Here is a 15352-nt window from a genome sequence, read left to right as displayed (position 1 = left end):
GGAGCAAGGGTTAAACAGCGAAGCAACAGCTAGATAACCCGGCTACCGACCATTAAAGATAACTGACTAATTAAAGCCCCACTGGGGCTTTTTTTGTGAGGCATCAACAATCTTTTTTCTAAACCATGAATGCGCCATATCTGCATTACGACTCTTGTGCCACACCAGATATTCAGTACCAAGATCCGATTCAAACGGTAAAGGCGACAGCTTAAAATCATCCAGCAAGCCATACCTTTCAAGTATCGATTTCTGACTAATACAAAGCCAATCCGTTCCTCTTACCATATCAAGCATTTCAAATGGGCCAGGCGCCTTTCGTGCAACCTTTCTACTCTTCGCATACTTACTGGTTTTGGTTAACGGCGATTCTTTGGTATCCCACATACTATGAAGAACATGCTTCTCTTCAAGGTATTCTTCCAACGTAATCTCGTTCCCTAATCTAGGGTGGTTTTTATCATAAGCAACCACCATAGGTTCGTTAGAGAGCTGAATACATTCCATTGCCGGATCGTTGATAGGCGTATGGACTATACACAAATCATATCGGTGTTGGCGAAGGTCTAGAATGATGTCTGCAGTATAGTAAGGGTCAATATGAAGACCTATATCTGGCGTTTCCGCATAGAGGATATCGGATACACGCTTCATCAATGAATAAGTTGCACCACTAATGCAAGCGACGTTAAACGACCTTTCAATTTTTGTTGGGTCGAACTTTCGCTTACTCGGGAAAGTCGATTCAAAGGCATCGTAGGCCTGTTTTATCTGAGGGTAGATGTCATAACAAAAACTGCTCGGTCTATAGCCTTCCTTTGTTTTCACAAACAACGGGTCATCATAGGTTTCTTTTAGTCGGTTAAGCGCCTTACTAATTGCGGGCTGAGTAACGCCAAAACGTTTCGCGGTATTCGAGATAGAGAGCTCTTCCATCATGACAACAAAATACGGGATCAGACTAAAATCAGTGTTTTTCATGTTCTATTTACCAAACTCGCGTACTAAATTAACTTTCATATCATTGAATTATACCGTATCAACCAAGCACTTCATTAGCGACCCTTTTATTTTGGGAAGTCACCTACGAATTAGCATGCTAGAAAGCGATGATTAACAGAACACAAAAAGCCGACACTTGGCAGGCTCAGGTAACTCTAAGTCAGTGATGGCGTTTATTTGCTTTGTAGCAGAGTAATCTCATCATTCACCCAGCCTAATAACTGCTTGGTCGCTTTAGACAAGACTTGATTCTGCCTCACGATATAGCCTAGGCTGGTGCTAGAGAAATTGGTCAATGGCGTAACCTTTGAATTCAAATGCTGCTTAGTGGATATCGCAAACTCAGGAATGATGGCCACTCCAAACCCAGCTTCTGCCCAGTCGATTTGAGCATCGACACTCCCTACTTCCATGACTCTATGATTGGGTAGATTAAGGCTTGGTAAACCTTCATCAATGAAGTCACGGGTTCTCGTATCGTGGCCAAGTAGAATCAAGGTGAGTTCTGTCTCTATATCGCCATCTTTAACCTCGTTTCCTGTCTTGCTATCAGAGTATTGCATGTCGAAGCCATCGCCTAACGCACACCATGAAAGCTCTTGAAGCTTAGTAAAATAGAGCGACTCGTTGTGTTGCTCTTTCGCAATCACAAAACCAAGATCCGCCTGAGCGTTCTTAACTAAACTCGATGCTTGAGATGACGTAGTGTTCAGTAGCGTTAGGTCGATACCCGGATACTGCGCTTTGAACTTCTGGAACGGGCGAATTAGCAAGAATCGAGAGATGATGTCGCTCACGGCAATAGTTAACGTGCCTATTTTAAGGTCGTTAATGGCGTTGAGATCGGCCTGACAAATCTGCAGTTCGAGTAATGTTCTTTGACTTGTCTCTAGTAACCTTTCACCTGCTTGAGTCAGTTGAAACGGACTTCGCTCTATCAACTTGATGCGTGTTTGTTGTTCCAGTTGTTTTAGGTGCAAACTCACATTAGGTTGTGTCATATGCAGTGCGTTGGCTGCTTTTCCGAAATGCTTATATTCCGCTAGCGTCACAAACGTCTTCAACAAATTAATATCGAGCATCATATCCCTCCCAGGTTTTTTACATGATATATGAAATCCTTATCAAGATAATAAAGATAATTAATTTCTCTTATCCACTTTGTAGGCCTAACATGATTTCTCAATCAGTCAGGAGAAAAATTATGCCATCTATTGTTGTTGTAGGCGCAAACTGGGGCGACGAAGGCAAAGGCCGTATCGTTGATTTTTTAGCAGACCAAGCTTCTGCTAGCATTCGCTTTCAAGGCGGAAACAATGCCGGCCATACCGTAGTAAACGACTTCGGTACATTCAAACTGCATCAACTGCCTAGTGGTATATTTAATCCTGATTGTACGGCTGTTCTTGGCCCTGGCATGGTGATCAGCCCTGCTGCGCTAACTGAAGAAATTGCAGAAGTACAAGCAGCTGGCATCAAAGTGAAAATGGCGATATCAGACCGTGCGACACTGTGTCTACCTTTACACGCCCTTGAAGACACGCTTGAAGAAGAACGTTTAGGCGATGGCGCTTATGGCTCAACACGTCAAGGTATTGCACCAGCGTACGGCGATCGTGTGATGAAGAAAGGCATTCTTGTTGGCTGGTTGAATCAACCTGAAATTTTGGAGCAACGCATTCAATTCTTACTTGATTGGAAGATGCCTCAACTTAAAGCGCTATACCCACAATGTGACTTCTCTCAGACTGCTTCTGAAATGACAGAATGGTTACTTGAAGTGACTAAAGCTTGGCGCCCATTCATTTGCAACGTAACTGAGCCGCTTAAAGCACTGCAATCGCAAGACGCGAACTTACTGTTCGAAGCTCAGTTAGGTGCAGGTCGCGACCTTGTTTACGGTGAATATCCTTGGACGACATCTTCAAATGTAACCGCTGCATACGCAGGCATCGGTAGTGGTTTACCTGCCCTTCGCCCTGAGCGCGTTATTGCTGTGGCTAAATCGTTCAGCTCATCTGTAGGTACTGGTACGCTAGTGACTGCAATGGAAGAGCAAGATAGCTTCCGCGAAAGCTCTAACGAATACGGCGCAACAACAGGCCGCCCACGTGATATGGGTTACTTCGACGCAGTAGCAACTCGCAACGGTGTTGACCTGCAAGCTGCAACGGAAATCGCACTGACTAAGATTGATTGCCTGTCTGGTTTGTCTGAACTTAAGATCTGTACCGCTTACTCTGGTGAGCACACTGAAAACCCGATTTGGCCACAAACGGCTGAACTAAAGCCTGTATATGAAGATATGGCTGGCTGGGATGAAGACATCACGAGCTGTCGCACGTTTGAGAGCCTTCCTCAAGCGGCACAAGATTACGTTACACGTATCGAAGAATTGATGGGTGTGCCAATTGTGATGGTGTCAGTAGGCCCTGAGCGTGAGCAAATGATCATTCGAGGTTAGAGCTCTACTCAAGTCTTTCAGCTAAAGCGGTTGCTTTAGCTGAAAGACGACATGACCCGTCCTGATATGGGTTGACACTTGATTGACTAAAACGCTCGATGTACTTCATCGGGCGTTTTGTATTTTAGAGCTGTGTGAGGCCTATATTCATTATAGATTTTTACTGATTCGGCGACCATTTTCTTTGCTTCATCTAAATCATTAGGCTTATTCAACAGATACTCCATCTTCAGTATTCCGTTGATCCTCTCTGCCAACGCATTCTGATAACAGTCATAGCCATCAGTCATTGAGCAAGATACATCATACTGTCGATGCAACTCTTGGTATTCAACAGAGCAGTACTGAACACCTCGATCTGAGTGATGTACAAGCTCACCTGTATTATTCCGTTCTTTCAACGCGTTTAAAAAGGCCTGCTTGACCGTGCGAGCTTTCATATCATCACTTATGTGATAGCCCACGATTTTTCTTGAGTAAGCGTCCGTCACTAAACTGAGATAAGTACTACCACGCCGCGTTGCTAGATAAGTAATATCGGCAACCCATAATTGCTCTGGTCTTTCCGGTATTAAGCCTTCTTTGACACGATTCGGATGGCAGTAAAAGCGATGATTACTGTTTGTGGTTCGATGATAAGCCCTTCGATTCTGCACTAATAATCGATTCATTCTCAGCAGAGAGAATAAGCGGTCTCGCCCTATTTCAATATCGTTCTGAGCAAGTAAATACTTGATCTTACGAGTTCCTATACGAGGGTGCATCATCCTTTGCTCCTTCACAAAACCGAGTACTGATTCATCTTTCTTTGTCTGATGAATTTCTGCAACACAGCGCTTGTAGAAAGCTTGTCGTGTAATACCTATGAAGTGACAAGCTTTAGTGACGGTCAACTTTCTGACCGTTTTTTCCTTAATAACTCGGCCTTGCGCTTCTTTGAGATTCGGACACCGAAATCTCGATCCATGACTTTTACAACCGCTTCAAAGAACTCAGCTTTGAGCTGAGTCTCTTCTAATTGCTGCTCGAGTTCTTTGATTCGTTGCTCTGGGGTTTGAGTTGAGGAAGAGTTTGACATAGTCGCTCCTAACGCTCTCGATTGTTCTATTCCTTTAGACCAATCTAGTTGACCATGTTTACGAAGCCAAACTAAAACGGTAGAGCGACCTTGGATCCCATAACGTTCTTGAGCTTGCTTATAAGTCATTTCGCCTTTTTCAACTTGGCTTACGACTGCCAATTTAAAGGCAAGAGAATAATCTCGTTGAGTACGTCTACTTGTTGTTTTCATGACACTCTCCAATTTCATGTTGGAAATGTGTCAACCATATTTAGGACGGTACAACAGGCACAAAAAAGCCCACGATAGGTGGGCTTTTTTACTTGTTTGTAAAGAACGAATTGGGTCGCTACTGGACTCTACTATCCAACTTATCCAATTGATTAAATTAAATAATATAAAAATAGAGTTTTAAGATGTTACTTCTGGTGTTACTTTGGAAAAAACTGACCTAAAAACTACCTCATGCCACCTAGTCTAGAGCAATAAAATACTACGCTCCCAGCTCTTAGTAAGTACAATTTGAGTTATAGATTAAGGTATATCTTTAACTTTTAAGCTTTATAAAAGGCAGTCAAAGGCTCTAAAGCAGGCAATTTATACGGTAACCCTAGGCGAGATACATGCTCAGACAAGAAACCTTTTGCAACTTCAAGAGTAGATAGCATTTCACTATGCTCTTTCCCCACACCTTCTAAAGCGCTACTTTTCACAATATCGTTTAACAAATGAATTAGCTCTTCATCTTTCAAAATATAGCAATGCATCTCCGCATCAACTGTAATTCCAACTATGCTGCTTTTCACCGACGCATCTGTACCTGTGATTTGGTCCTGAACCTTGAATATAATCAAATCATTCGCTAGGTTTTCAACGTAAGTAAAGCTTCCCGAAATTTGTTCACCTTGAGCAATTGCCTTAGACAACATCGGATGGCCGAACCCCATAATATCTGCTTGGCTATCTATTTGCTTAGCTTTACGGTCAAAGTAGATCTGGTCGTAAGATCGCTTGGTTCGGAACTCACCTAACCAACTAACGGGAGTAATAAATGACATCCCACCTAGCTCGTCAAACTTGTAGCGTCTCTGATTCATAGCCAACATTTGGGTAAAAAATGGCTTCATGTCAGCAAGATCCAAACGAGGAACATCCTCTAAGTCCTGATAATCAAACCGTTCGGCTCGTCCTGTTAAATCCTGCACCTTCTGTACAATAGATTCTCCACCAAACGTTTTAGTTTTATGGTCAAACCAAGAAGCCAATGAGTCTGGATTATCCCGTATAACAGCTTCTGCAAATAGCTCATTAAAGAGGGAACTATCAGCCATACCCAGGATAAGCTCCATAAGATTTTCTGGTTCATCCATTGCACCAACAACTGAGCGCATTATCAGGTCAATCTTTGAATTTAGTAAATCCCAAATGCGGGATTCTACTGTATCTGGATTCCGTAACGTAATGACTTCCACTGGCATTTGTTGCCCGTAACGGTTGAGACGTCCTACACGCTGATGAAGCCTCATAGGGTTCCAGGGTAAATCTACATGGATCATGGAGTAGCTGTTCTTTTGAAGATCAATCCCCTCCCCACCAGCCTCAGTAGAGATAATAAAACGCACTTTGCCTTCATTGAACATTTTTGCGGCTGTATAACGGTCTGTATTGTAATCGGCACTCTCTCCTTGTTGAGTAGCCACGTTATACAACTTGTTTTCGCCGTTGATGAAAGTTACACAACCGTCCCCATATTTTTTGTTTAACGCCCCCATCAATAGAGACTGTGTTGCTTTGTACTCAGTAAAGAACACAACGGTTCTATCTTTAAACTCTGTCTCCAGAATATCTAAAATAGTCGTAATTCGAGTTTCAAATTCAACATCCTGACAGGCTTGCAGCAGCTCCTTAATACGTGGAAGTTCATCAGTCATTAACTGAACACGAGTCGAGGTTTCGATAAATTCAATTTCTAAAAGAGCCAGCTCTTCAGCAAAACTAGGGGTTGCAGCTCCCAAATCATCCACTTCTAACTGTTCAGTTAACTCACTTTGTAACTGTTCGATATCTTCAAGTCGCTTCTGACCTTGTTTTTGTTTCTCAATCCTACCTTTTAATGCTCGCTCGATAGCAGCAACAGAGCTTGAAGCCAGCTTTTGCATCGCTGTTAGTACTAATTTTACCGCTCGCTGATCTCGAGAACTCAATGAGGAGGCATATGCCTGACCAGAAACGATGAACTTCGTGAGTAGATCGTAGAAGTTCTGCTCTTGTTCACTGTACGCATAAGTTCGTGAGGAAACCGTTAATGGCTTGAAAAGTCGCTCGCCATTCATATCCGTCACCGACTGTTTGTTGTTTCGGATTAAGACATCTTTCACAAATGGACGCATTTCATGTTCAGACATTTTCCTAGCGTTGATAATATCTGGTCTTAACAATTGAAGCAGCGAGAAAAAGCCATACTCTTTCCCTCTATGAGGCGTTGCAGTGAAAAATAACTTAGACTCAAACTTACCGTTATCAACAAGGCTCTGGATCAACCTAAATCCCTGAGTTCCGCCTTTATCCTCTGTAGAGTTCAGATGATGTGCTTCATCTACAATAAGCATGTCCCAAGGCTCGGCATTGAGCATGCGCTCTTGCCGACCATTTTTGTCATTTCTTAACGTGGGTAGAGATGCCACAACCATATTATTTGCACCCCAATAATCCACTCGATCAGTGTCATTTTCCGGTGCATACATGCTTAACCTAATATCAAACATCTCAAGCATCCGCAGTTGCCATTGCTCAACTAAAGGCGCAGGGGTCAATATGAGTAAACGCTTGATTTTTTTTCTTTCAATCAAAGGCCAAAGAATCAACCCCGCTTCAACCGTTTTCCCCAACCCTACATCATCTGCGATTAACTGATTGGTTGGCCACTGCCTGAGTACACGATGACAAACCCATAGCTGATGAGGTAACAAATTGATATTCGACTTCGAGAAAACACTCCAACTTTCATTGATACTCTTGAGTGAGCTCGCTAAAGACTTTAAAGCCAGATCCGTAGCTTTCACGGCATTCCCAGACTGAATATCTGATTTGAGATCAGCAACAGGCTCAAGGTCACTGTTTAAACACTCCTCAAAACCGTGTTCAAATCTGACCAGTGATGTTTCTTGTTTGGCAAATTCAATCTTCCCTAATCCAAATTTCGGATGATTGACGCGTGCTACGTTATCCATGTTCAGCCTCACCTAAATCTAATGGCTCAAAATCAAAGCAGCGCTTAAACGCCTTTCTATCATTCAAAAGTACTCTAAAAGGGATATCAAAACTCAGTCCAAAGTGGCTATCATCTTCAACAAGCGTTTCTAAGAAAAAACTATAGAGCTGCTCTGAATTAGTCGGATTAGCTTCTGTATTTAAACCAGCTCCGATTTTGTTTAACAAGGTTCTAAGCCTCAGAGGTAAAACAAATGCATATTTATGAGTCGAAGAGCTAAATTCCTGTTCGATAACATAGTGCCTTGTGAGTTCTCGTAGAATAAAATTGATTCCAATTCCTAACGTTCCTTTGAGTTCAGCGACATCAATACCCGAGCCGGATAGTAGGCTTGAACTATTGGGCTGCAATAGGTCATTGAGGTTATTTATGAACGATGCATTCCTAAACAAGTTAACATAGTCTGTTAGCTTTGTAGCAAAACGATACAAAGGTAGAATCTGTACCCATACTCTATAGCGCTCATTAACCTTTGCTGTTTTCAGGTACTCTTCCATCAATTGGTTCCAATAGTCCGGCTTTGGCCCACCAGGTTGAGCTAACTTGTCCCACCACCCATGATTTTCAAACCATTCAATGACATTTCTATTCGCTGCGTCATTAGAATAAGCCAAGGTTTGGCAACAGCCTAGGTAGAACAACTTTAACCAACCTTTTCGTGTTTCTATCTGCTCTAAAGCAAAATCTTCTGCCATTAATTCCCATGGCATAGATTGGGCATACAGCAATTTATCGTGTTCAACTAAGTGGTAATCCTTTGTTTCGTTCCACCACTCCACGATGTTCTCTAGGATAGTGCTACTATCATCAACATTAGGAACAAACTCTTTCTGGGCATTTCTGACGTGTTGCGCCTTATCAGCTTCAGAGTCGATCCAAAGGCGAATAAAGCGAGACTGCTTATCAATATCCCATTGCCATTTATCAAGAACCTTAGGGTCAAATATACCCTCTTTGAGGAAATGAGGTCGAGATTGTTTTAGCTTGCTGAGCAGGGTCGCAGTGTGGGTTCCATCAACTATGTAAGAACACAAACCGTCTTGCTTTCCACCCTTGCCTTTATCGTCACTTTCTATCTGATGTGCCCAAGAATAAGGTTCGAACTCGGATTCAGAGCGAGCTAAATTAGCAAGTTTTTCACCATCACTGTCGTATTCCTCGCTGAGAATCGAAGTGGTTGGTGCAAAACGATTCAATAAGCTGTATTCGTTTACTCCCTTAAATAGCAACTTGTTAGATGGAACATAAACGCCAATCTTATTGTTGTTCAAAAAACGCATTTGCGAGAAATGCTCTTTTAATTCTCGTGTCTCTGATATGGTGGCATTAGACTTTGAGATTCGCTCTTCAAAGTTACCGTCGAACAAGCGACCGTAATAAGACGCTTTTGTAGGTGGAACTTCATAATTCGGAAGATCGTCTTTAATGAGTTCAATTAATTCCAGTTTTTTTAGGTTACCACTAAGTGGTGAAAATCCTATTCGCTCAAGCACATCAAAAACTTCATTAGAAACGATTCGATTTTGTTCAGATAACCTAGATAGTCGCTCATGCCCAGATAGAGAAGAATATACAGCACTGAGCAAACGTCCTGCTCCAATTTCAACACTTTTCAGATCGATTAGTTTACTTTCTTCACCAGCAAGTTTCGTCGGAAGTGCTGGATGACGTTTATAGAAATCAATAAGGCCATTCGAGCAAGTGAACATACTCTTTATCAATTCAGCTTTCGAACTATGATCACCTAGTTGATTGGGCCATTGTGTCGTAATTACATTCCAAACCGTTCGCCAGAAACCAGTAAATGTTGCTTTTTCACCTAGTCCCAGTTCCTCTGCAAACTCATCCCAATACTGGCATGATCTCTGATACATTTCCTCTAAGGCCACAGTAAGCTCCTGCCCTAGCAGCTTAGCCAACGCAATGTTGTCATCATTATCAACCGCTAACTGAGACCGACCTATGTCTACCGAAAATTGAGCATTAATACAAAAGCCTAGTTTGAGTTCTTCATCAATAGGGTTGAGTACCCAGAAGCTACTTAGCTTCTTTCGGTCCTCCAAAGAAACCAAGCCACTTTTATCTAACGCAAATATAAACTGGCCAGAAGCAGTCGTCACCGAAAGTACCTTACTGCTTCGAAGGTTTACTTCGCCTTGAGTGGCCTTATTTGTTGGCAGTTTGACGTCACCAATTGCTACCCCCTGCAGATTGTTAACGGCTGCACCCATCCATTCGAAACGCTTACCGTTAATATTAATTTGGCGAACATGGCGAGAGAACACTGTTAAAAGGCCCGCGCTACTCTCAAAGCGCCTTAGAATCGACGCTAATTGTTCTGTTGGTACTTTACAATTTGGTAGTTGAATCAGAGTTGGAATTTGATTATTGAACGCGTACCTTTCTGTGGCTTCTGTCAACGATGCCATTAGTGCTTTTTCTGGTATTTTGGGTAGAACCCCTGCTTGAATTTCGGCACAAATATCACCACTCACAATACGTGGTGTGTCTGAAAGCAATAGTGCACTCTTAAAGCCTAATCCAAATTTACCTGTTTTACCTTCGGCTTTGTCAGAAACATTCAGGCTCACCATTTTCTCTAAATCGCGTTCAAACCTATTTTTTCCAGCTGAATAGTTACTCGAACAGTAGTTAACTTCTCTCCCCCAATGACAGAAATTTAATTCATTGCCATTTTCGAGGTTAACGTCAAATCTCGGAACAATCTCAGCTTTACCTTTGGTCATATCTGAAAGTTCACTCAATGCGTCATCAGCATTTTGTAACAGCTCAAAAGGAACACTATTTGGAGAGTACTGAAAATGCTTGCTAATCTCTTTACGTACCGAATTAAGCACTAGAGTTTGAACTTTGGCATTATCTTCCATCACCTTTTGTATTTTAGCCAGAACTACTGAAAGTTTAGTCCGATCTTGCTTCACCGATTGGTCCGCTAACGCAAGCACTCGAGTTTCCCTGTTGTACTCAAGTTGCAAGTCCGACAGCCCTTCCTCTCTTACCTGTAAACGTTCCAACAAAGGCACCAAATTATTGAGTATAATTTGACGGGTCACTTGAATATCCGTTTGTTCTGAGTGCCCAAAACTCTTGAGAAAATCATTTTCAAAACGCAAGACAGCGCCAAATACTTCTTGGAATAGATCTTCCACGCCTTTCGCCAACAGACGAATCAAACGCTCCTTATCAATGTTGTTTGTATCCACCTTTCTAAGCTCAACCCGTTTGAGCTTGGCGTTAGATTTTTGGTGTATAAGCAGCGAGTTTGGTGTTCCTATCAGCTCAACCTCAACTCGATGACCAAAAATGGAATTCATAAATGTCGCGTTTTCAGCACATATCGACAATTCAAAGTCGATACTTTTGTATAAGGTATTAAAGGGCTGACCAGAATACGGCCCTCTCCCTCGGCTAATCGGGTCCCACTTGTTCTGATATATTTTACGAATCGCTTCAAAGTTGCTATTCACTAGATAACCCTTTGCCAAACTTTCAACACTTTCTTGCTTGGTAAACAGCGTCATAAAAGTGGCAATAGCGTCCATTGGTACACGCCTTTCCCAATCCTCAAAATAACTTCTCAGTATTTCTGCATTGCTACCATCTTCAACAATGTTTGTGGCCTGATTCGAAGAGCTCTGCTCAAATGACTTACTGCAATAGGGTTCAACGACTTTATATTCAACGGGATCGATAAGAAACTTTGGTGCCACTTGAGGGACGTCAGACACTAAGTTTGACCCGTTAACATATAATCCAAGTTGATTTCGAAAGCGTACTTGAGGCAATAACTCGACACCGGCTTGCGCTTTACACAGTGCACCAAGCAGTTGTGTTCTTAATTCAGCTGCGAAATCATCCTGACCACGGTCAGCAATTTTTTCTAGCGAAGTAAACAAAATACTAGCATCGACTTCATTGCATAGCATTTGTTGTTTATTTTCTGAAGGTACAAGATAGTTGGACTCAAACAGCTCGGAAAGAAGCAGCCAACCGACAAGATTTTCCGACAAATATGGAATACAGCACGCTTGTACAACAACCGTTTCTGTCACGGTTTCCAACTTGCCCAAAGCGTAGTTTTGTTTTTTCGCAGCCTCAGAGACCAATCGTGTACCAACTGCAGCCTTGTTATTTATAATCCAGCGTTCCAATTCGCTTTTAGTCTGACTGTCTTGAACAAGTCCATTAGACAATTGTGAAATATGATAAATCATGCTGTCTGAAGCACTGCATAATTTTGTTGAAGCAGGTAGCTCACTCAGTCCAAACTTCAATATTTGATTAGGTGCAACACAATGATTTGGTTCCTCTAGTGTTAACCACGGTGTTTCCTCAATTTTTCCGTGAAGTTCATCGGAAACGTCCGTTTTCTCATCTCGAATAATGCACAGCTGTTCAAGAATGAATGAGGCGAAGTTTGCTGGCTGTTCTTGCATCAATGCAATATCAATTAGTTCAATAGGTTGGCCATTGTTTACCCACTTTTTCTGACATGCTGCAACTTCACTTAGTTCAGAGCGCTGAATGATAGTGACATTTAATTCAGACGGTACGTCCGAGCTCCCTTCCATCAAACAATCAGTAGTTATCGTTACATGCTCCCCGGTATTAGTGAGGTGTATCGGCATTGAACGCCATAAATCCTTTTGCTCTTCAGCCCCTATATCAGACAGGAGTGTTTTTAATTCCCAGTCATCAAACGCTGAAAAGTCACACATAGGTAACGCTAACCGATAGACATCAATAATGCCTTGGTAAGACTGTTCCTTAATACCGATAAACTCTTCATGCGGACCTCTCAATACCTGTTCAAATTCTGGGTCCAATTGACACCAACCAGGGAGCTCGCCTGTTTGACACATCTTCCATACTTTCATCCACACGGCTTTTGTGGTTTTGTTTCTTTTCCAAAGAGGATATTTGAGGTCATCCTCTTTATTGCCGTGAATCAGATACCGCAAACCTCGCTTTTCATCCAGCGATTTAAACTCATCAGACAACTCTTTGAGCAATGTCAAACGACCTGACTTGGAACCGAGGGCTGGATACGTAGCAAGCAGAGATAAACAATTGGATTCTGTGCAGCCACCAATTTCTTTGAACTCTTCTAACATACTTACCAGCTTTTGATTCAAGAAACACAGCTCGATATCAGGCGCTGCTGACGCCAACTCTTTAGCGAACCCCATCCCAAATGCTCGCTCGCCCCTTTTAACAAATAGCTGTCGCTTGCTTTTCAAGTCCAATAATTCATTCAAAGAGCGATATTTGGTTTTTTGAATCGAGCCAATGGCATCGACTTTGAACAGTTTCAGGTGTCTACATAGCTGAAAAAACGTCGAAATCTTGATCTCAATATTAGAGTCAGCATTAGAAATAACAAAGTCGATTATCCTATCGCAAGCTGAGGACTGTTGTTGGCTAAAGTTAGACTGGTGCTGATTGATATAGGTGTCTATACAAGCGAGCAGAGATAACAGCTCATCCTGTGCCAGAACTGCATATTCACCATCACTATCTGTGGCAATAAATCTCGGAACCAATAATTTGTCTGTCTTTAGTCCCGAGAGCACATCCCAAATATCTTGATCATCTTTATCAATCGGGATAGCCACTGATTGATCTTTACTAAGGTGTGTAAGCAAAACAGCCACCAGTCCTTTATTAGTCGAAAGCTCTACTAAAGGTTGCTCAGCTAAGGTTTTTTTGAATAAAGGTAACAACAAGGTATTGAGTTCAACCTCAGTAATCTCTCTGCTCACTAAATCAACAAACTGACTTAAATACTCAATATAAATGGACTTTTCAAACACATGATTTATATCTTCACCTAACACTTCTGCCACAAGTGTAGGCGTCCAGTTTGTATCGGTATTTCGTGTGGTCAAAAATTCATACCCACACTTCTGATATAAGGTTTTACTTTTCAAAAGTTGTCTTAATATTGGCAACGTAGACCAAATACGTGATTGATCATTATTTTGAGGTTTAGGTATTGGTATACAATGCGCTAGTGAATCAAGTAACTTCCATGACGTTTGAGCTTCATCGACATCAAGTAACCAGTTATTTGGTTTTACGACTTCACGCTTGTAAGTATTTTTCGTTACAAATAGCTGATGCAGTGCTTCAGTTAGAGTTGAAGTAGTTTTATGAGAAAGATTAAATTGACGACAAAATGCATCTAATGCACTTAAGACCAGATTAAACGTCCCTTCACTGGCCAAAATTACATTCCATACCTCTCTTAGACGCTTCTCGTCGTTTTTGACTTCGTCAAGCTTAACCGATTGACCTAATTGTTCATGTCCGTGTAAGCCTTTTCGACCAGCATCGACAAAGAAATAACCATGGAGGTAAAGGTTATAATCATAGTCACCATCAATGGGAACCGAGACTAATTCATCAGTAGTTGCAAGAGGTAGAAAAACAGCCCAGTTGGCTCGTAAATACGCTTGCCCAGTGGTTTTATAACGCGAAAAGGTAACCGCTGCATGCTGCTCAGCCTTATCCAGTGCCTCTACAGGCTCTTGTGCGTGCTTATCAAACTGGTAGCTTTTAGGCCAGCCCATTTCTGCCGTTTTCAGTGTTTTCAATCGTGAATCAGCGATGATCTGCTCACATCCCGCATACTCTAAAACATGGCTATTATCTTGTACTTGGGCACGTATTTGGCCGCTGAACATCGCATTAATACTTCCGTTAGAAAGTATCTCTTCCCCATTAAAAGCGCTTCGACTCGACTCTGGCTCCAAAGTAATGTGCGTAATAGTTTCAAACTCACCACGTAACGTTTCCTTATAAAAAACGATGTCGTTGAGATGTTTGAGTTGAGGCAAAATTTCAGATGTTTTTTCAGCTAGATGTTGTTCAGAGAAGAAATCAGGTAAGGAATGGCCATCACTGATATTGTTGATAATCATATTGTTGTTTTTGGCATCAACAAGGGCTTGAGTTCTCAGTGGAACCCACACGATAAACCATGGTTTGTCTTTCTCGCCAAGCAAAGGTGCTAATTGCTTTTCGATACGTAACTTATCTGAACGATCGAATTCGTTCCATTTAGGGCGATACTTATCCCAGGGATTAAACACATCAGCAGCCCAAGTTTGTTGTAGCCACTGTTCCGACATAAAGAAGAAAGCTTCACCTAAGTGAAACAAGCTTTTCATACCTAACCCAAACTTGCCAACAGATGTTTTTGAAGCGGCTTTTGAGCTTTGTGCAATAGACAAGATCGCATCGCGATGCTCCTCTTCTAGAGGCGCATCATTGACAAAGAAAATCGCTGGAGCATTAAGCAGTTCATTATCGGCGTCTTTAAAACCTTGGCTCCAACCTATTGTTAAGGTATTTGCACCAGCATCATCGGCATTTTGAATGATCTCCTTAAGCACTGGAAAACCATTATCATAGCGATCGGTCAAATTATCTTTGATTTGGTTGATCACACCAATCGCATCTATTGAAGCACCTGCCATAGTTAGAACTCGCCTATTTGTATAATTAGAAAGAACAGAGAAAAGCCAAAGAG

6 protein-coding genes are annotated in these 15352 nt (G+C 41.9%); 1 reads left to right on the top strand and 5 read right to left on the bottom strand.

What is annotated here, in order from left to right:
• Positions 1 to 66 precede the first annotated feature (66 nt).
• Both AB4513_RS09005 and AB4513_RS09000 read right to left on the bottom strand, forming a co-directional pair.
• Positions 67 to 981 (bottom strand): LysR family transcriptional regulator, encoded by a 915-nt coding sequence (locus AB4513_RS09005; protein ID WP_012604073.1) that lies wholly within the window; start codon positions 979 to 981, stop codon positions 67 to 69.
• Positions 982 to 1175: 194 nt separating this feature from the next.
• Entirely contained in the window at positions 1176 to 2087 is a 912-nt protein-coding gene (locus AB4513_RS09000; RefSeq protein WP_102258518.1) for a LysR family transcriptional regulator, read from the bottom strand.
• Positions 2088 to 2206: 119 nt separating this feature from the next.
• On the opposite strand from AB4513_RS09000, the gene AB4513_RS08995 reads away from it, so the two are divergent.
• Positions 2207 to 3466, top strand: a complete 1260-nt coding sequence (locus tag AB4513_RS08995) for an adenylosuccinate synthase (RefSeq protein ID WP_102258519.1) — start codon at positions 2207 to 2209, stop codon at positions 3464 to 3466.
• An 86-nt stretch (positions 3467 to 3552) separates the two neighbouring features.
• Here AB4513_RS08995 and AB4513_RS08990 read toward each other — a convergent pair.
• The 3 genes from AB4513_RS08990 to AB4513_RS08980 form a co-directional block, all read right to left on the bottom strand.
• Positions 3553 to 4757 (bottom strand): IS3 family transposase gene (locus tag AB4513_RS08990; protein ID WP_102258520.1). Its coding sequence is split into 2 segments (ribosomal slippage): positions 3553 to 4370 and positions 4370 to 4757, totalling 1206 coding nucleotides; the frame shifts between segments, so codons are not numbered across the junction.
• Positions 4758 to 5080: 323 nt separating this feature from the next.
• Entirely contained in the window at positions 5081 to 7756 is a 2676-nt protein-coding gene (locus tag AB4513_RS08985) for a DEAD/DEAH box helicase (RefSeq protein ID WP_102258521.1), read from the bottom strand.
• Entirely contained in the window at positions 7749 to 15299 is a 7551-nt protein-coding gene (locus AB4513_RS08980; protein WP_017104387.1) for a sacsin N-terminal ATP-binding-like domain-containing protein, read from the bottom strand. The genes AB4513_RS08985 and AB4513_RS08980 overlap by 8 nt, the downstream gene beginning before the upstream one ends.
• Positions 15300 to 15352 lie beyond the last annotated feature (53 nt).

The organism is Vibrio sp. 10N.222.54.E6, from assembly GCF_041473955.1.
In the GTDB taxonomy this organism is placed as follows: domain Bacteria; phylum Pseudomonadota; class Gammaproteobacteria; order Enterobacterales; family Vibrionaceae; genus Vibrio; species Vibrio tasmaniensis_A.
This window is presented reverse-complemented; position numbering and strand designations above follow the sequence as displayed.

What these genes read in the sequence shown, in the direction of transcription:
- AB4513_RS09005 (WP_012604073.1), bottom strand. Translation starts at nt 981, where the DNA reads ATGAAAAACACTGATTTTAGTCTGATCCCGTATTTTGTTGTCATGATG.
- AB4513_RS09000 (WP_102258518.1), bottom strand. Translation starts at nt 2,087, where the DNA reads ATGATGCTCGATATTAATTTGTTGAAGACGTTTGTGACGCTAGCGGAA.
- AB4513_RS08995 (WP_102258519.1), top strand. Translation starts at nt 2,207, where the DNA reads ATGCCATCTATTGTTGTTGTAGGCGCAAACTGGGGCGACGAAGGCAAA.
- AB4513_RS08985 (WP_102258521.1), bottom strand. Translation starts at nt 7,756, where the DNA reads ATGGATAACGTAGCACGCGTCAATCATCCGAAATTTGGATTAGGGAAG.
- AB4513_RS08980 (WP_017104387.1), bottom strand. Translation starts at nt 15,299, where the DNA reads ATGGCAGGTGCTTCAATAGATGCGATTGGTGTGATCAACCAAATCAAA.